At 40.3% G+C, this 17,274-nt stretch carries 16 protein-coding genes; 2 read left to right on the top strand and 14 right to left on the bottom strand.

The features are described 5' to 3' along the window. Window positions 1-23 precede the first annotated feature (23 nt). From CGB83_RS16935 to CGB83_RS16900, 8 genes are all read right to left on the bottom strand, one after another. The gene (locus CGB83_RS16935; RefSeq protein ID WP_100076875.1) at window positions 24-701 is read right to left on the bottom strand and encodes a porin family protein; all 678 of its coding nucleotides are present in this window, start codon (window positions 699-701) and stop codon (window positions 24-26) included. A gap of 16 nt (window positions 702-717) precedes the next feature. Then, entirely contained in the window at window positions 718-1,590 is an 873-nt protein-coding gene (sucD, locus tag CGB83_RS16930; protein ID WP_100076874.1) for a succinate--CoA ligase subunit alpha, read from the bottom strand. A gap of 89 nt (window positions 1,591-1,679) precedes the next feature. Beyond that, on the bottom strand, window positions 1,680-2,582 hold the full coding sequence (locus tag CGB83_RS16925) for a UDP-3-O-(3-hydroxymyristoyl)glucosamine N-acyltransferase (protein WP_100076873.1): 903 nt from the start codon (window positions 2,580-2,582) through the stop codon (window positions 1,680-1,682). A 73-nt stretch (window positions 2,583-2,655) separates the two neighbouring features. Next, complete coding sequence (gene efp, locus CGB83_RS16920; protein ID WP_100076872.1) at window positions 2,656-3,222, bottom strand: elongation factor P; 567 nt, start codon at window positions 3,220-3,222, stop codon at window positions 2,656-2,658. A 48-nt stretch (window positions 3,223-3,270) separates the two neighbouring features. Next, window positions 3,271-4,062, bottom strand: a complete 792-nt coding sequence (gene lpxA, locus CGB83_RS16915) for an acyl-ACP--UDP-N-acetylglucosamine O-acyltransferase (protein WP_100076871.1) — start codon at window positions 4,060-4,062, stop codon at window positions 3,271-3,273. Beyond that, window positions 4,063-5,460, bottom strand: coding sequence for a bifunctional UDP-3-O-[3-hydroxymyristoyl] N-acetylglucosamine deacetylase/3-hydroxyacyl-ACP dehydratase (locus tag CGB83_RS16910; protein WP_100076870.1), 1,398 nt, complete (start codon window positions 5,458-5,460; stop codon window positions 4,063-4,065). After that, the gene (gene lpxD, locus CGB83_RS16905; protein WP_100076869.1) at window positions 5,453-6,484 is read right to left on the bottom strand and encodes a UDP-3-O-(3-hydroxymyristoyl)glucosamine N-acyltransferase; all 1,032 of its coding nucleotides are present in this window, start codon (window positions 6,482-6,484) and stop codon (window positions 5,453-5,455) included. The genes CGB83_RS16910 and lpxD overlap by 8 nt, the downstream gene beginning before the upstream one ends. A gap of 80 nt (window positions 6,485-6,564) precedes the next feature. Beyond that, on the bottom strand, window positions 6,565-7,782 hold the full coding sequence (locus tag CGB83_RS16900; protein ID WP_100076868.1) for an HD domain-containing protein: 1,218 nt from the start codon (window positions 7,780-7,782) through the stop codon (window positions 6,565-6,567). A gap of 303 nt (window positions 7,783-8,085) precedes the next feature. On the opposite strand from CGB83_RS16900, the gene porX reads away from it, so the two are divergent. Both porX and CGB83_RS16890 read left to right on the top strand, forming a co-directional pair. Next, window positions 8,086-9,630, top strand: a complete 1,545-nt coding sequence (porX, locus tag CGB83_RS16895; protein ID WP_100076867.1) for a T9SS response regulator signal transducer PorX — start codon at window positions 8,086-8,088, stop codon at window positions 9,628-9,630. A 215-nt stretch (window positions 9,631-9,845) separates the two neighbouring features. Beyond that, entirely contained in the window at window positions 9,846-10,610 is a 765-nt protein-coding gene (locus tag CGB83_RS16890) for an exodeoxyribonuclease III (protein WP_100076866.1), read from the top strand. Window positions 10,611-10,665: 55 nt separating this feature from the next. Here CGB83_RS16890 and CGB83_RS16885 read toward each other — a convergent pair whose 3' ends face one another. The 6 genes from CGB83_RS16885 to CGB83_RS16860 form a co-directional block, all read right to left on the bottom strand. Beyond that, a complete protein-coding gene (locus tag CGB83_RS16885; protein WP_100076865.1) occupies window positions 10,666-11,037 on the bottom strand; it encodes a septal ring lytic transglycosylase RlpA family protein in 372 nt (123 codons plus the stop codon). A gap of 307 nt (window positions 11,038-11,344) precedes the next feature. Then, a complete protein-coding gene (gene rimO / locus CGB83_RS16880; RefSeq protein ID WP_100076864.1) occupies window positions 11,345-12,646 on the bottom strand; it encodes a 30S ribosomal protein S12 methylthiotransferase RimO in 1,302 nt (433 codons plus the stop codon). A gap of 119 nt (window positions 12,647-12,765) precedes the next feature. After that, window positions 12,766-14,142 (bottom strand): exopolysaccharide biosynthesis polyprenyl glycosylphosphotransferase, encoded by a 1,377-nt coding sequence (locus CGB83_RS16875; protein WP_100076863.1) that lies wholly within the window; start codon window positions 14,140-14,142, stop codon window positions 12,766-12,768. Window positions 14,143-14,193: 51 nt separating this feature from the next. Then, window positions 14,194-14,739: a dTDP-4-dehydrorhamnose 3,5-epimerase gene (gene rfbC / locus CGB83_RS16870; RefSeq protein WP_100076862.1), complete on the bottom strand. Its 546-nt coding sequence runs from the start codon at window positions 14,737-14,739 to the stop codon at window positions 14,194-14,196. Between the two features lie 62 nt (window positions 14,740-14,801). Continuing rightward, on the bottom strand, window positions 14,802-15,926 hold the full coding sequence (locus CGB83_RS16865; protein ID WP_100076861.1) for a glycosyltransferase: 1,125 nt from the start codon (window positions 15,924-15,926) through the stop codon (window positions 14,802-14,804). A gap of 5 nt (window positions 15,927-15,931) precedes the next feature. Beyond that, window positions 15,932-17,266 (bottom strand): GH39 family glycosyl hydrolase, encoded by a 1,335-nt coding sequence (locus CGB83_RS16860; RefSeq protein ID WP_100076860.1) that lies wholly within the window; start codon window positions 17,264-17,266, stop codon window positions 15,932-15,934. Window positions 17,267-17,274: the final 8 nt, after the last annotated feature.

Genomic DNA, 17,274 nt, shown 5'->3' with positions numbered 1-17,274 from the left:
TCTGTTTTACTATCTTGTATGGTTTACTGAAAGATATAGCTGATTCCGATACTAAGTACCTGCTCAGATTTGCTCTTTTCCGTATCACTGGATTTGGTCCAGGTTTCTACGAGATTAGGATAGGTATTGGATAAACCGATATCATATTTTATAGCGAGTTCCAGCTGTCTCTTATAGCTATAACCGATTCCCAGACCGATACCGAAGTTAAAGCTGTTGGCCTTCCCGCTGATCGCAGGGTAAGCCGGATCCGTAACATCAGGATTGTAATACGGTCTTGTTAACGGTGCATTTTTAACCGTCTGGTTCACTAAAAAGTTAAATCGCGGTCCAACCATTCCGAAGAATTCCGATTCCGCCTCGGAAAAGTATCCTTTGAAATAAACGGGAACGCTCAGGTAATCATTGGCATATACGGCATTGTATCCGTCTGCGCCTTTGACATCCTTATTTTTCCCTGTTTCACCGGCACCGTAATACAGGACCTCCGGCTGGATGTAGAACTGGTTTCCTTTTCCTATAGGAATCAGGGCCAGTGCTCCTGCCTGAAATGTGTATCTTGGCCCTGAGGGGTTGTGGGCATTTTTTACACGGGAATAGTTGCCGCCTGCCGTAATCCCGAATCTTGTGCTGCTGAAATCAATCTGCGCAAAAGATAAAGCGGAAAACGTGAGGGCTGAGGTTAATAAAAGTTTTTTCATATGTTGTTTTTAAATGTTATGATAACACTTTGGCTACGGTAGCACCGATGTCAGCCGGAGAGTCCACTACATTGATCCCGTTTTCTCTCATGATCTCCATTTTAGCCTGAGCCGTATCTTCTGCACCTCCTACAATAGCTCCTGCGTGACCCATCGTTCTTCCTTTTGGCGCTGTCTGTCCTGCGATGAATCCAACAACCGGTTTCGTAGAACCGCTGGCCTTGTACCATCTTGCAGCTTCAGCTTCCAATCCGCCACCGATTTCTCCGATCATTACTACAGCTTCAGTTTCAGGATCGTTGATGAACAATTCCAGTGCTTCTCTGGTTGTAGTTCCGATGATCGGGTCTCCACCGATACCGATTGCCGTAGAAACTCCGAATCCTGCTTTTACTACCTGGTCAGCAGCTTCGTAAGTAAGGGTTCCTGATTTTGAAACGATTCCCACTTTTCCTTTTTTGAAAACGAAACCTGGCATAATCCCAATTTTAGCTTCTTCAGAAGTAATGATTCCCGGGCAGTTAGGACCGATGAGTCTGCAGTCTCTGTCAGCAATATAAGATTTTACCTTCACCATATCCGCTACAGGGATTCCTTCCGTAATACATACGATTACTTTGATTCCCGCTTCTGCAGCTTCCATAATAGCATCCGCAGCAAATGCAGGCGGTACGAAGATGATCGTTACATTGGCTCCGGCCTTTTCAACCGCTTCAGCTACAGTATTGAATACCGGCTTCCCAAGGTGCTCGCTTCCTCCTTTTCCCGGAGTAACCCCACCTACAACGTTGGTTCCGTATTCAATCATCTGGCTTGCATGGAAAGTCCCTTCGTTCCCTGTAAATCCTTGTACAATTACTTTAGAATCTTTGTTTACTAAAATTGACATTTTATTGTTGTTTTAATTTATTCTTTGTTTATTAATGCTCACAAATTTACTTATTTTTCTTTGATTATAGACCAACGAAAATAATTTGTTTATTCCAGGTTTCTCAATTTAATTTCCTTCTTCAGGTAGGTTTTATAATCTTCCGCAAACATCCCGATATAGGTCCCTTTTTCAAGGTCTCTGTTGACTCCGGTTTTGCCAAGCAGTACAGTACCGGATGCAACCGTATTGCCGGACGCCATACCCACCTGGCCCCAAACGGTAACTTCATCACCAATGGTGCAGCATCCTGCGATACCCACCTGGGAAGCAATCAGGCATTTTTTACCGATGACGGTATCGTGTCCTACCTGGATCTGATTATCAAGGACAGAGCCTTCACCGATTATGGTAGAATCGGTTACGCCCCGGTCGATCGTACAGTTGTTCCCGATCTCCACATTGTCTTCAATAACGACATTCCCTACGGAAATCAAACGGTCGAAACTGCCGTTAAGCTTACGGTAATAAAACGCATCGCCTCCCAGTACAGTTCCGGACTGGATAATCACATTATCTCCAATGACGGTACGGTCACCAATAACTACATTAGGGAAGATCAGGGTATTTTTTCCGATCTTTATGTTGTTGCCTACCACTGCCGACGGATGGATATGGGTTCCTTCACCGATTTCAACATCATGGAGCTCCTCGGTAAAATTATAGATCCTTGTAAAGTGCGTGTTGATCCTGTTGAAATCCCGGAACGGGTCATCAGAAACCAAGAGTGCCTTTCCTTCCGGGCATTCCACTTCTTTATCGATCATGATAATGGTTGCCGCAGACTGGAGTGCTTTATCGTAATATTTGGGATGGTTGACAAAAACAATGTCACCGGGCTGTACCCTGTGAATTTCGTTGGTTCCCAGAACCTCGAAGTCTTCAGGACCTACAGGCTTCGCTCCGATAAGGTCTGCAATGGTTTTCAGTTTTTGCGGGGAATGGAATCTCATAACAGCTATTTTTCTTATAAAACAAAATTCGGAATGCATAGGCAAACCGAATTATTGTACATGATATTTTATTTTATTCTTTTACTCTTTCCAAGTAAGAACCGTCTTCTGTGCTTACTTTGATTTTGTCTCCCGGTTCAATGAACAGAGGAACCATCACCCGTGCACCGGTTTCCACGATGGCATTTTTAAGCGCATTGGTAGCCGTATTTCCTTTTACGCCCGGATCAGCTTCAATAATATCCAGGTATACGGATTGCGGAAGTTCTGCTGAAAGCGGTGTTTCATCTACCTCTTTCAGTATGATGGTTACTTCTTCCCCGGCTTTCATGAATTGAGAGTTTTCAATCATCTCCTTATTCAGGTATAATTGGGAGAAATCATCATTGTTCATGAAATGGAAACCATTCTCATCATCATACAGGTACTGATACTTTCTGGTGATCACTTTTACCTCTTCGATTTTATGACCGGCAGAAAATGTATTATCAATTACTTTTCCGTTGGTTACCGATTTTAATTTAGTTCTTACGAAAGCAGGTCCTTTTCCCGGTTTTACGTGAAGAAACTCGATTACTTTATAAATATCATTGCTGTACTCAATACACAGCCCTTTTCTGATATCGTTACTTGTTGCCATTAATTGTATTATCTAAGTTGTATTATTCTTTTTATCGGACGTCCTGCTTCAGACCTCTTTATTGGTTCCGTATCCCTTTACGATTCCTCGTGGTGAATTCTGGATGAACTGAAGGATCTCGTCCCTTTCAGCAGTAGGCAGCATTTCTTTTTCAATATATGCCATTGCTTGGGAAACGTTCATCTTCATCTGGAAAATGGATCTGTATATTTTCTGGATTTCAAATATTTTTTCGTTGCTGAACCCTCTTCTTCTCAATCCTACGGAATTAATTCCCGCGTAAGACATCGGCTCTCTGGCCACTTTTATATAAGGAGGAATATCTTTTCTTACGAGTGTACCACCGGAAATCATTACGTGCTTACCGATTTTACCGAACTGGTGCACCGCACTCAGCCCGCCCATCACCGTGTAATCACCAATTTCCACATGCCCTGCAATTCCGCATCCGTTCACAATGATCACATGATCTCCGATAATGCAGTCGTGGGCAATGTGGGAAGTAGCCATGATCAGGCAGTTCTTTCCTATTTTGGTATATCCCAGTGCTTTCGTACCCCTGTTGACGGTGACGCATTCACGGATGGTGGTATCATCATCAATAATAACCCGGGTATCTTCACCATCGAACTTAAGGTCCTGCGGAATGGCGGAAATTACAGTCCCGGGAAATATTTTACAGTTCTTCCCAATCCTGGCACCATCCATAATGGTTACGTTGGGCCCGATCCAGGTGCCTTCGCCTATTTCCACATCCCCCGCAATTGTAGTAAAAGGCTCTACAATTACATTTTTGCTGATTTTTGCACGTTTATCAACGGCAGCTAACTGATGAATCATTTAATCAACTTTATTTTTAGCAACCTGGGCCATTAATTCTGCTTCCACAACTACGGAATCCCCTACATAACCATACCCCTGCATGTGAACAATTCCTCTTCGGATCGGCTCAATCAGTTCAATTTTGAAGATAATCGTATCTCCGGGAACAACTTTCTTCTTAAATTTAACCTTATCCATTTTAATGAAGTAGGTAGAATAGTTTTCAGGATCCGGAACACTTGCCAGTACAAGGATTCCACCAGTCTGGGCCAGGGCTTCTACCTGAAGGACTCCCGGCATTACCGGTTCTTTCGGAAAGTGACCTACGAAGAACGGCTCGTTCATCGTTACATTTTTAAGGCCCACCACATGAGAGTCAGACAATTCCAGAACCTTATCAATAAGGAGGAAAGGAGGTCTGTGCGGCATGAGGCGCATAATTCCGTTGATATCGAAAACCGGTTCTTTGGTAAGATCAAAGTCCGGAACATTTTTCTTTTTCTGAAGTTTCCACTGGCGGTTCAGTTTTTTGGCAAACTGGGTATTGACGTAGTGCCCAGGTTTGTTGGCAATGACTTTACCTTTAATTTTAACCCCGGCTAAAGCCAGGTCCCCGATAACGTCCAGCAGTTTATGTCTTGCCGCTTCGTTAGGATAATTCAAAGTCAGGTTATCCAGGATCCCGTTAGACCTGATGGAAACATTGTCTTTCCCGAATGCTTTCTTAAGCTTTTCAGTGGTTTCAGGGGTAAGGTCTTTATCCACATACACAATGGCATTGGAAATATCACCTCCTTTAATAAGGCCATGATCCAGCAGCATTTCAAGTTCGTGCAAAAAGCTGAATGTTCTTGCTGATGAAATTTCTTCCTTGAATTCTGAAATATGCTTCATGGTAGCATTCTGGGTTCCCAGGACTTTAGTCCCGAAATCTACCATCGTAGTGACCTCATAGGTATCTGAAGGAATGATTGTGATCTCAGAACCGGTAACAGGATCAGTATAAGTCTGCACCTCTTTGATGACCAGATATTCTCTCGGAGCTCCCTGATCAACCACACCAACGCTTTCGATGGCTTCCACGAAATACTTGGAAGACCCGTCCATGATGGGAGGTTCGGAAGCATCCATTTCCAGGATCGCATTATCTACATCACAGCCAACAAGAGCGGCCAGGAGATGCTCACAGGTCGTGATTTTAACGCCCAATTTTTCCAGTGTTGTCCCTCTTTCGGTAGCCACAACGTAATTAACGTCTGCTTCTACCTGCGGATGACCTTCCAGATCTGTCCTTACAAAAACAAAACCTGTGTTTTCTTTGGCAGGCTTGATGGTAAGTTTTACTTCTTTGCCTGTATGAAGGCCGATGCCCGAAAGAGTTACCTCTTGCTGAAGCGTTTTTTGCATATCACTCATTAGTGTTATCTTTTGAGTTATTCTCTAGATTATTTATTCTGTTTACGATTCCGGTAAGGTTCCTGAAGTGGATGTAGCTCCTCAGATAGTCGTTATAGTTGATTGCCGGTGAACCATACAGGCTCTCCTTATCTTTCACGCTTGAGCTCACTCCGCTCTGTGCCTGGATTCTTACCTGGTTACCGATTTTTATGTGTCCGACGATGCCCACCTGGCCGCCGATCTGATTCCAGTCCCCGATGGTTGTGGAGCCTGCAATTCCGGCCTGCGCGGCAATGACATTGTTCTGTCCTATTTTCACGTTATGGGCTATCTGGATCAGGTTATCGATCTTGGTTCCCTTCCCGATGACCGTTGAGCCTATGGTCGCTCTGTCTATGCTGCAGTTGGAACCGATTTCCACATTATCTTCGATGATAACATTGCCCAGCTGAGGAATTTTTTTGAAACCTTCAGCCGTAGGCTGGAAACCGAAGCCGTCTCCTCCTATAACGGTATTGGAATGAATGATACAGTTGTCTCCGATGATGCAGTAATCATAGATTCTGGCACCACTGTCTATTTTACAGTTCTTGCCGATCTTTACACCCTTCCCTATGTATACCTGCGGATAGATCTGGGAACCTTCCCCGATTTTTGCTTTTTCCGAGACATAGGTGAAGGCACCTACATAGACATTCTCTCCTATCTGAGCAGTTGCATGAATGGAAGATCCTTCTTCAATCCCATCTTTCCTGCCCTGCATTTCCTGATATAGGTTCATCAGCACCTGAAAAGAAAGGTATGCATCCTTTACGGAAATAACCGTGGGTGCATAGGTGTCTTTTGTTAAAAGATTTTCAGAAACAATGATAACGGAACACTTTGTGCTATCTAGAAAATGGGAAAACCTGTCCTGTGCTATAAAAGAAAGGTGTCCCTGTTCGCCGTTTTCAATAGGTGAAACTCCTGTAATAAGTGCATTGCCGTCACCTATTATTTTACCGTCTATAAAACTTGCAATTTGCGAAGCTGTAAATTCCATATTCTGCAAAGATAAGAAATTCTATAATTCGCAAAGGTTTTTTGATCCCGGAACGTGCATTTTAATATACTTTAGCACTCTTAAATATTGAAATTCCTGGGAAACGTAAGAATATATCGTGTAGTCTTATTCACCATCAATCCTGAAAGGAGCTGATCTTCGGATTCATGCAGTTTTATTTTTTCCCCGTTTTTCTGCAAAAGCCAGATTGGCTGCTTTTCGGTATCGTAAGGAAGAAGCTTACGTTTTATTTCATGCACCAGTTCTTTGCCGTTATCAATTCCGAGAAATGCATTCGTATCCTTTATTTTTTCCTCGATAAATGCCTGATCAAAAGGGTGTGATGAAATGATGGTTTTAGGCAGATCCCTCTGAATTACGCAACGGCACCAGTATGAGAGGATAAAATCATCGGATTTCTGCCATAACTTCATAGCCTGTATAATATCATTGTCATCGAGCTGGGTGAAACGTTCCACATCCTCATCGGTAGCCGAACCTTTTTCACGGTAGAGGAAGTAGGTAAGGTTTTCCGTGGCCGGCAGAATGACTCCTTGGGACACAAGAAATTTTGCTCTTTCAAGGATTTTGACGAGAATAAACTCTGCCAGCGCAGAAGTTTTGTGATAATATACCTGCCAGTACATAAACATCCTGGCGGTAAGGAAGTTTTCAATGGAATAGATTCCTTTGGCATCAATAACGAGTTCACGGTCCTCACATACATTCATCATGGAAATGATCCGCTGGGTATTCACGTTTCCTTCCGAAACACCGGTAAAGAAACTATCCCTTTTCAGATAATCAAGCCGGTCCACATCCAGCTGGGATGAGATAAGCTGGTTAAAAAATTTCCTGTGGTATTGTCCCCGGAACATCTCAATAGCCGTTGACAACTGGCCGTTGAACTGTTCATTAAGCCTGTTCATGAGGAGCAGGGACAGATTTTCATGATGCCAGTCATCCATCAGCATACTTTCCAGCGCATGGGAAAACGGTCCATGCCCGATATCATGCATCAGAATAGCGAGCAATGCTCCCTTTTCTTCTTCTTTCGAAATCTCCACCCCTTTCAGTTTCAGGGTTTCAATGGCTGTAAACATCAGGTGCATAGCTCCTAAGGCATGGTGGAACCGGGTATGGGTGGCTCCCGGGAAAATCAGGTTCAGCAGCCCTGTCTGAGATATCCTCCTTAACCTCTGGAAGTAAGGGTGTTCAATAATATCGAATAAGATCTCATGAGGAATTTTGATGAATCCATGTACCGGATCGTTGATGATTTTTAGCTTGTTCTGCATGGAGGATAGGTATAGATACAAAGTTAGGAAAATTTAACGGTAAGCGCTATTAAACGGACATGAATGTCATAATGTCAGACGAGCAGCATGGGACGTGGCTATTCATCTGTAATTCAGGTTTTCCCATACGTCTGTCTTCCGTAAAAAGCTACTCATGTAAACTTCTGTAAATGTTATCATTAGTTAAATATAGGGGTCCGGGATATGATTTAACTTATATTTAACTGACATCCTCCTTACTTTTGCAGCAGTAACCGTGATTTGGTCAGCATTTTGATGCTGTTATCATGTAAAAAATAAATTATGTCGGAAAAGATATTATGGATAGATGATGAAATAGATTTACTTAAACCTCACATCGTATTTTTAGAAAAAAAGGGCTACCATGTTACCCCTGTAAACAACGTGAATGAAGCTCTGGAACTGATGGATTCGGAGAAATTCGCGTTAACGCTCATTGATGAAAATATGCCCGGAATTTCCGGACTGGAAGCCATTCCTATGATCAAAGAGAAAGACAATGCTCTTAAAATCGTAATGGTAACCAAGAGCGAAGAGGAACACATCATGGAAGAAGCAATCGGTTCTCAGATTGCCGATTATATTCTGAAGCCGGTTAACCCGAACCAGATCCTTCTGTCCCTGAAGAAGAACCTTCAGGAAGACAACCTGGTGGAACAGAAAACTATCCTTCAGTACCAGCAGGAGTTCAGGAATCTTTCCATGGAGCTTTCATACCTGAGAACGTATCAGGAATGGGCAGAATACTATAAAAAGATCCTGAACTGGGAAATCAAGTTCGACAGGGTGACCGATAATGAATTTGCAGACCTGCTCCAGAGCCAGAAAGAGGAAGCTAACATCCAGTTTGCCAAATTTATTGAAAAGAACTACGAAGACTGGCTGCAGGGTCCTGACAAGCCGATCATGAGCCATACCCTTTTCAAGGAAAAGGTGAAACCTGAAGTTGAGAAGGACAAGGTGCTGCTTCTGATGGTAGACAATCTCCGTTACGACCAGTGGAAAGTGATCGAACCCCTGTTCACGAAGTATTATAATAAAGTTTCTGAAGACTATTATTACAGTATTCTTCCAACGGCAACACAATATGCAAGAAACTCTTTCTTTGCAGGGCTGATGCCATCTGAAATTGAAAAACGTTTCCCGGATAAATGGTTCAATGACAATGAAGAAGGCAATAAAAATGAGTATGAGCGTGATTTCCTGGAAGATCAGATGAAGCGGATTGGCCTGAATTCAAAGTCGATGAAGTACCTTAAAGTGCTGAATGCAGATTTTGAAAGAAAGATCTACGATGATTTCAACCAGCATAAAAATAATGACCTCCTGGTTATCGTTTATAATTTCATCGATATCCTCTCGCATGCCAAAACGGATAACCATATTGTTGACCAGCTGATCCGTGATGATAAAACATTCAGATCATTAACTTACAATTGGTTTGAGAATTCTTCAGTGCTTAAAATCATCAAAGCTGCTGCGGAAAGCGGATTTAAACTTGTGATCACCACAGATCACGGAACAGTATATGTGAAAAAGCCGAGCAAAGTGGTCGGTGACCGTGAAACGTCGACCAACATCCGTTATAAGACCGGAAAGAGCCTTACTTATGACAGCAGTGATGTGTGGGCTATTACCAATCCTGAAAAGCTGTTTTTGCCTAAAGGTAACCTGAGCTCCAAATATATTTTTGCCAAGAACAATATTTTCTTAGCATATCCTAAAAATTACAACCATTTCGTCAATTACTACAAAGAAACCTATCAGCACGGCGGGATATCACTGGAAGAATGTATCATTCCGATCAGCATATTAGAACCCAAATAGTTTTTTTCATAGTTTATTTACTCTGGGTTCTGGGCGGAAAAAATTTAATGATTTTTTCCGCCCATTTTTTATACTCTGTATTAGTTTATATCTTAGCAGAAATATATAACTGATGCCTTTATATCATATAAGCAGAATAATGCTGGCCAGACAATCATAAGACCGCCCGCTCATCCTGTATTGAATAGAGCATCATTAAAATTGAATCCTAAATCATGAGATTAATTACCTATAATGTTAACGGCATACGGGCGGCCTTTACCAAAGACTTTTTAGGCTGGCTGAAATCGGCTGATCCGGATGTGGTCTGCATCCAAGAAAGTAAAGCAGGAAATGATCAGATCGACATTGAAAGCCTTGAAAAACTGGGCTATTACAGTTACTGGCATTCCGCTGTAAGAAAAGGTTATAGCGGCGTCGGGATCGCATCCAAAATCAAGCCTAATCATGTAGAATACGGATGCGGTATTGAAAGCTATGATAATGAAGGCAGAATTATCCGGGCTGACTTTGAAGAATATTCTGTGATTTCAGTATATGTACCTTCTGCTTCCAATACGGAGCGGCTGGATTTCAAAATGCAGTTTTGCCATGATTTTCTTGATTACATCAAAGAGCTTAAAAAAAGTATTCCGAACCTGATTATCTCCGGTGATTTCAATATTTGTCATCAGGCCATCGATATCCATGATCCTGTCCGTTTGAAGAACGTATCCGGTTTCCTGCCCATGGAAAGGGAATGGATGAGCAGCTTTATTGAGGAGTGCGAACTGATTGACAGTTTCAGGTTTTTCAACGACCAGCCGGACCATTACACCTGGTGGAGCTACAGGCAGAATGCCCGGGGCAAAAACAAGGGCTGGCGCCTCGACTATAATTTCACTTCATATACTTTAAAAGACAGGCTCTCGAGGGCTGTCATCCTTAAGGAGGCTGTACATTCCGACCATTGTCCTGCTCTGGTGGAAATTGACCTATAAAAAGAAATCCGTCTGATCTTGTGATCGGACGGATTTTTATTTTAAATCAGACTTTTTAATCTACGATTTCATATTCAACAGGAATGGTTCCTCTTCCTGTATCCCCGATTTCTTTAAAGGCTGCCTTTGACATATCCAGTGACCTGGAAGAAGAATAAGGTCCGCGATCGTTAATCTTGACAATAACCTCTTTTCCGTTATTCAGATTGGTTACTTTGATATGGGTACCGAAAGGAAGTGACCTGTTGGCTGCGGTAAGTTTTGAATTATCAAAAATTTCCCCGCTGGCTGTTTTTCTACCGTTGAATTTGTCGTTATAGTAAGATGCGTAGCTTGTCTTTTTTGTTTCATTAGCATATTTACTGAAAGAATATACACTAAAGGTTGAAATCATCAGTATGATTACGAGAATGAATCTTTTCATCATGGTAAACTTTTTATTGGTTTTGACGGAGGCAAATCTATAAGTAAACTCCTTATCCACCTATTTTAAATGTTAACAATAGTTAATTAAAACCAAATTAAAAGTTAAAATTAAATATAAAATACTGAAAAACAAACACTTAATTTACATAGTTAAAATATGTTAAAATACCATTTTGAAAGTTAACAAAATTAACTTTTTGTTCCATTTGTTATGCTGAATAATACATAAATACCTAATAATCAAATCATACAACAACAAAAAAGCTGATAAGATGACTTACCAGCTTTCTATATAAAATGTGTTTTATCTAAACAAGCTCTCCGTAAAGGTCAAATTCCTCTGCTGAAGTAATTTTCACCTGAGCAAACTCACCAATGGAAATATATGTGTTTTCAGCCGATACCAGCACTGTATTGTCTACGTCAGGGGAATCATATTCCGTTCTGCCGATAAAATAATTGCCTTCCTTTCTATCGAAAACACATGTGTATACGTGACCGATCTTTTCCTGATTCTTCTCCCAGGAAATCTGCGACTGCAATTCCATAATTTCTTCCACCCTTGCTTCTTTTACTTCCTGTGGAATATTATCTTCCAGAACATGAGCAGTGGTATTTTCTTCATGGGAGTAAGTAAAGCATCCCAGCCTGTCGAATTTTTGCTCTCTCACCCAGTCTTTAAGTTCCTGGAATCTCTCTTCTGTTTCTCCCGGATACCCTACAATCAAAGTGGTACGGATGGCCATATCCGGAACTTTTTCTCTGAACTTAGCCAGAAGCGCATCGGTTTTTTCATGTGTCGTCCCTCTCTTCATTGATTTCAACAGGTCGGAGTTGATGTGCTGAAGCGGAATGTCTATATAGTTGCATATTTTAGGCTCTTCCCGGATGATATCCAGGACATCTTCAGGAAACCCGCTCGGGAATGCGTAATGCAGCCTGATCCATTCGATACCGTCAATCTTCACCAATTCTTTGAGAAGATCACCCAAGGCTCTTTTCTTATACAGATCAAGTCCGTAATACGTAAGGTCCTGAGCAATAAGAATAAGTTCCTTGGTACCGGATTTGGCTAATTTCTGTGCTTCGGTAACGAGCTTTTCAATCGGAGTAGAAATATGTCCGCCTCTCATTAACGGAATGGCACAGAAAGAGCATGGCCTGTCGCAGCCTTCGGAAATTTTCAGGTAGGCATAATGCTTAGGAGTTGTCGTTAGTCTTTCACCAACCAGCTCATGCTTGTAATCTGCTCCCAGATGCTTAAGGAGAATCGGCAGATCGCGGGTACCAAAGTACTGGTCCACATCCGGAATCTCCTTGATCAGATCCGGTTTATATCTTTCGGAAAGGCATCCGGTTACAAAAACCTTCTCTACCTCGCCTCTGTTTTTTGCATCTACGTAATCCAGGATGGTGTTGATGGATTCTTCTTTGGCATTATCGATAAATCCGCAGGTATTGATCACTACAATGTCTCCCCTGTCTTCATGAACCACTTCTTTCCCATTGGCTTTCAGCTGGCTCATCAGCACTTCGGAATCATAAACATTCTTGGAGCAGCCCAGCGTTACCACATTGATTTTCTTTTTACCTACAGATTTTGTGCGCATCTTTTTGATTTTGAGTGTGCAAAGATACGAATTATTGGAGAGTTTGGATTAAAAATAGAAGACGGTTTGAGGAAAGCATCCTATTTATGTCAATTGTTTCGTTCTAGAAGCTACAGGAATCAGTAAGCTTGATCGTCTCCTTTTACAATATTGTATAAGGTCAGGAATATAATTTTGAGGTCTAAAAAGAAGGACCAGTTCTGAATATACCAGATATCTTTTTCGATCCTTTTTTCCATATCCCTATGAGAGAATATCTCTCCTCTGGATCCCATTACCTGTGCCCAGCCGGTAATTCCGGGCTTAACAATGTGCCTGGTCATATACTTTTTGGTAATCTTGGAGTACATGTCTGTCTGCGATATCATATGAGGCCTGGGTCCTACTACAGACATATCACCTAAAAAGACATTGATAAACTGCGGTAATTCGTCAATACTTGTTTTCCGCATGAATGCTCCAAATTTGGTTACTCTCGGGTCATTTTTTACGGCGGTTCTGATATCGGCGTTTTTATTTGCGGTCATACTCCTGAATTTGATACAGAAAAATGATTTGTTTTTAAAGCCTGACCGTTTTTGTAAGAAAAAAACAGATTCATTACTTTCCAGCTTCACGATCAATGCTATAACAGGAATAAGCCAGGATAACAGAAAAACCATGATGAAGAGTGAAAAGCAAATATCAAATGTTCTTTTCAGAATTTGTTTTTTGGGATTAGAGAGGGGTTCCCTAATTAATTTAAGGAATGGCATCTCATTAATGACATCAAAATGAGCAGGAGCAAGATTAACATATTTAAAATCCGGGACCATATACACCCTGATCATTTTCTGCTCGGCAGTATCTAATATTTTCAGGTATAAATCCAGCCCGATAGAGTCATCACAAAATATGATATTGTTTATTTTACTGCTTTCGATGTCATTAAATAACTGGTCAATTTCACCCAGATATTTATTTTTAGTTGTGGTATTTCTGCAGGCATAGGTACCTCTAATTCCCATAGATCTTCTCAGATCATTATTGGATAGGAGTGATTTGGCCAATTCATTTTCGCCTATAAGCACCGTATTGAAAGAATACAGCCCTCTTGCAAGCTTCACCCTGTTTTTCTTACGGTACAAAAACAGTATCAACCGAATGCTAACCATTGCAAAAGCAACGGAGAAAAAATAAAGTAAAACATTTTTATAATCTATTCTAAGCGGAGAAACCATCCATAAGTAAATAACTGAAAAAGCAACCAGGATAAACAGTGATTTTGCCAGTGCATTAAAATGAAGAGATGATTCTTTTATATTTAATCGCTTGTAAGGCTTTGTTAAGCTGGTAATAAAGAACCAGGAAATATTTACTAAAACGAATTGAGCCTTATAATTATGGGAATAATCATCAAAAAAAAACACTTGCCCTATAATCAGAAATAGATTTATAGTCAGGTAATCTCCAATTAAGAAAACTTTGGGTAAATGTTTAAAAATGTAGACTAGCATATTACAGCAGCACGTTGTAGAAACCTGGATTTCAGTATTGTTATTCCCGTTTTAAAAATTTCTTGAAGATAATGAAGGCAAAACAGTATCCTTTTCCGAAAGTATAATATCTTCCAGCGGAAGCTGCCAGTCGATATTCAGATCATTATCATTCCAGATGATACCTCCCTCTGATGCTTTATTATAAAAGTTATCGCACTTATATGAAAATACAGCCGTATCACTCAGTACGCAAAATCCATGAGCAAAGCCTCTTGGAATATATAACTGTAGTTTATTTTCTTCCGTTAATTCAATAGAAAACCATTTACCGAAAGTTGGTGAGTTTTCACGTACGTCAACCGCAACATCAAGAACTTTACCTTCCAGACAGGAAACCAATTTAGCCTGTGCATGATCTCCTTTCTGAAGATGAAGGCCTCTTAAAACGCCATAAACTGATTTAGAAACATTATCCTGAACAAAATGGCCATTCATTCCTGTTAAGTCCTCGAATTTTTTTTGGTTGAATTTTTCATAGAAGTAGCCCCTTTCATCCTCATAGACAGTGGATTCTATAATATAGCAATCTTCAAGCGTTGTTAATCTTATTTCCATAAATTGTGTAAGTATACAATGTTCCTATTATGACGAATGCAAATATAAAAAATTAGTCTGGTTTAAGATGTTTTTTTATGTTTATTATATCCTTTATATACTTCTATGAGCCTAAGAAAATTAGTCGTTTTATTATATTGCCCAAATGCTTTTTTGTAGGAGTTATTTCCCATTTCAATGCGTTTTTTTTCATTAAAAAAACAGGATACTTTTTCTACTGCTTCTGACACTGTGTTATAAACGAATCCGTTGAAATCGTTTTCTACCGTATCTTTATTACCGATCACATTGCTCACCAGAAGAGGCTTACGCATGGCCATGGCCTCAAGAATAGCAATAGGCAAACCCTCCCAAAGAGATACTTGTATATAGACATCCAGTGCACCTATCTTTTGCAGCAATTCCTCTCGTGTCCTCACCCAGCCTGTTACGGTAATATTTTCTGCTGTAATATCATCAATCAGTTCTCCATCTCCAATCCAGATAAAATTAATTTCCGGAAATTGCAGGGCAATCTGGTTAAATACTTTCGGGTTTTTCTGAGGCGTCAGCCTTCCTACCGTTCCTATGGTAAAGTTTGCATTTGTTGCTTGGACATACAACTTATCAGGCAATTCGAAATCCACTCCATTTCTGATCAGCAGGGTTTTGCCTATATTTTTCGCCAGCTCAAATTCGGTATCACCTGATGCAATAATGGTTCCGCCAAACAACACTTGCATACCGTATTCTATGGCTCTGAAGAGCATCACCTTTACTCGGGAAATATTTTGCTGTACGAATGAAAAACCATGAGGAGAATAATATATGTTTTTCTCTGAAACCAATCCTAAACAAGCTAAGCGGCCAATTACACCAGCTTTGGCTGAATGGAGATGAATCACATCGGGCTTAATTTTTTTTAGTATTTTTCTTGTTTTTACAATGACCTTCCAGTCTTTGCTGAAACTGATATCCCGTTGCATATGGATTTCATGAAGGTGAATTCCCGGATGAATTTCTTTGTGAAAAAGATCTTTATCCAGTTCAATACGATTGGGACTGTATATCAAATGAATTTCACAAGGCATGATATGCTGATGGGTAGCCAGAAAATTGCTCAGATCTTTTACATACGTATAAACTCCTCCTCCAAAAGCTTCTACAAACTGAACAATTTTAACTGTATTTTTATCTGATTCTTCCATTTAAATTATTTCCGTTTAGAAACCAGCAGATAATACATTTTATTGTATGCTATATTTTCTAAATGTATTATCTTATTATTCGAGCTTAGAGAAAAGGGTATTTCAAAAAGGAGTTTAGGGCTTTTAAGCGGCTTTTCATTGGTATTGGTAATCTCATAGAGTTTTAATGTCTGACTGCCATTGTGGTTTATGATTCCTGAGTTCATATTTTTGAGATCAATGTCCAGTTTAGCTAAATCCACATGAGATATATTGGTAATAATCATTGAGAAATTATTGTCAGAATCAAGATACGGGATATTCATTATGCTTTCAGTTGATGAAGATGTAAGCCGCTTATCTAAGCTATCCGCATAAAGCTTGTATGCCCACCAAACAGATCTTGTATTGCCCTGAGGGTCCAGAATTCCATCCATAGAATTATTCCAGCAGGTATTACCGCCAAATTCTGCAGGAGTATCCCAGCATGTTTTGCATGCCCCTGATGCACCATTCTTTTCAATTACATAAAGATAGGCGAATACGGCAGCAGGATTAAACTGTTCGGTATGCCATAAGATTTCAGGAATAAATATTTTTTTAATTCCTACTTTTGGAAACTCTTTGATCCATTTCTCTGCAGTTCTGATGTTGGTCTGCACATTCAGTACATCCTTTAGTATTCCTCCTTCATGCCAGTTCAGGATATCTACTCTTACGTTATTACTATTACAGTATTTCAGAAAATTCATTATAAAATCTTCATTAAACCTGGAAGTACCCGGTCCGGTAATCACTGCGTTTTTTCCGCCAGGCAATGAACGGATAACATCATGTGCTATTTTAAATGTTTGAAAAAACTGTTCCTGACTACCACCCCAAGAATCTGTGTCAGGCTCGTTCCATAAATCATAGATAACCTGATTTCCATTTTCCAGATATAGATTTTTAACAAGGTCCCTGAATTTCTGCTGTTTGAGGAAAGGTTTGCCCCAATTATCTTCTGTCCCGGCAAAAAAATCTGTCAGAACCAGGATAGGGGTAATATGATAAGAGTGAAGAAGTTTTATTTGCTGTGTTCTTTTTGTTTTGTCATGAAGAGCATTCCCAACCCTCCAGTATCTTGGCTTCAGGGTCCTGATATTTTTATCTAACGGAGTAAGGTCGTTAAAATGGAGAAAGCCGGCAATGGATTCTTTCTTTTGCACTTTTTTAGAAAAATCAACACTTATGGTCTGCTGGCTGTACACGAACTGTGGTATTAGAAAATAAAATAATACCAGAGCAAGAATAAAGAATTCTATAATTTTCAGACTTTTTTCTTTAAAAAAGTCATTTAGGTTTTTAATTTCAATATTCATAGTTATGC

It is taken from the genome of Chryseobacterium camelliae, from assembly GCF_002770595.1.
In the GTDB taxonomy this organism is placed as follows: domain Bacteria; phylum Bacteroidota; class Bacteroidia; order Flavobacteriales; family Weeksellaceae; genus Chryseobacterium; species Chryseobacterium camelliae.
Note: the sequence above shows the minus strand (reverse complement) of the source record. Positions and strands in the feature narration are given on the sequence as shown.

What these genes read in the sequence shown, in the direction of transcription:
- CGB83_RS16935 (WP_100076875.1), bottom strand. Translation starts at nt 701, where the DNA reads ATGAAAAAACTTTTATTAACCTCAGCCCTCACGTTTTCCGCTTTATCT.
- sucD (WP_100076874.1), bottom strand. Translation starts at nt 1,590, where the DNA reads ATGTCAATTTTAGTAAACAAAGATTCTAAAGTAATTGTACAAGGATTT.
- CGB83_RS16925 (WP_100076873.1), bottom strand. Translation starts at nt 2,582, where the DNA reads ATGAGATTCCATTCCCCGCAAAAACTGAAAACCATTGCAGACCTTATC.
- efp (WP_100076872.1), bottom strand. Translation starts at nt 3,222, where the DNA reads ATGGCAACAAGTAACGATATCAGAAAAGGGCTGTGTATTGAGTACAGC.
- lpxA (WP_100076871.1), bottom strand. Translation starts at nt 4,062, where the DNA reads ATGATTCATCAGTTAGCTGCCGTTGATAAACGTGCAAAAATCAGCAAA.
- CGB83_RS16910 (WP_100076870.1), bottom strand. Translation starts at nt 5,460, where the DNA reads ATGAGTGATATGCAAAAAACGCTTCAGCAAGAGGTAACTCTTTCGGGC.
- lpxD (WP_100076869.1), bottom strand. Translation starts at nt 6,484, where the DNA reads ATGGAATTTACAGCTTCGCAAATTGCAAGTTTTATAGACGGTAAAATA.
- CGB83_RS16900 (WP_100076868.1), bottom strand. Translation starts at nt 7,782, where the DNA reads ATGCAGAACAAGCTAAAAATCATCAACGATCCGGTACATGGATTCATC.
- porX (WP_100076867.1), top strand. Translation starts at nt 8,086, where the DNA reads ATGTCGGAAAAGATATTATGGATAGATGATGAAATAGATTTACTTAAA.
- CGB83_RS16890 (WP_100076866.1), top strand. Translation starts at nt 9,846, where the DNA reads ATGAGATTAATTACCTATAATGTTAACGGCATACGGGCGGCCTTTACC.
- CGB83_RS16885 (WP_100076865.1), bottom strand. Translation starts at nt 11,037, where the DNA reads ATGATGAAAAGATTCATTCTCGTAATCATACTGATGATTTCAACCTTT.
- rimO (WP_100076864.1), bottom strand. Translation starts at nt 12,646, where the DNA reads ATGCGCACAAAATCTGTAGGTAAAAAGAAAATCAATGTGGTAACGCTG.
- CGB83_RS16875 (WP_100076863.1), bottom strand. Translation starts at nt 14,142, where the DNA reads ATGCTAGTCTACATTTTTAAACATTTACCCAAAGTTTTCTTAATTGGA.
- rfbC (WP_100076862.1), bottom strand. Translation starts at nt 14,739, where the DNA reads ATGGAAATAAGATTAACAACGCTTGAAGATTGCTATATTATAGAATCC.
- CGB83_RS16865 (WP_100076861.1), bottom strand. Translation starts at nt 15,926, where the DNA reads ATGGAAGAATCAGATAAAAATACAGTTAAAATTGTTCAGTTTGTAGAA.
- CGB83_RS16860 (WP_100076860.1), bottom strand. Translation starts at nt 17,266, where the DNA reads ATGAATATTGAAATTAAAAACCTAAATGACTTTTTTAAAGAAAAAAGT.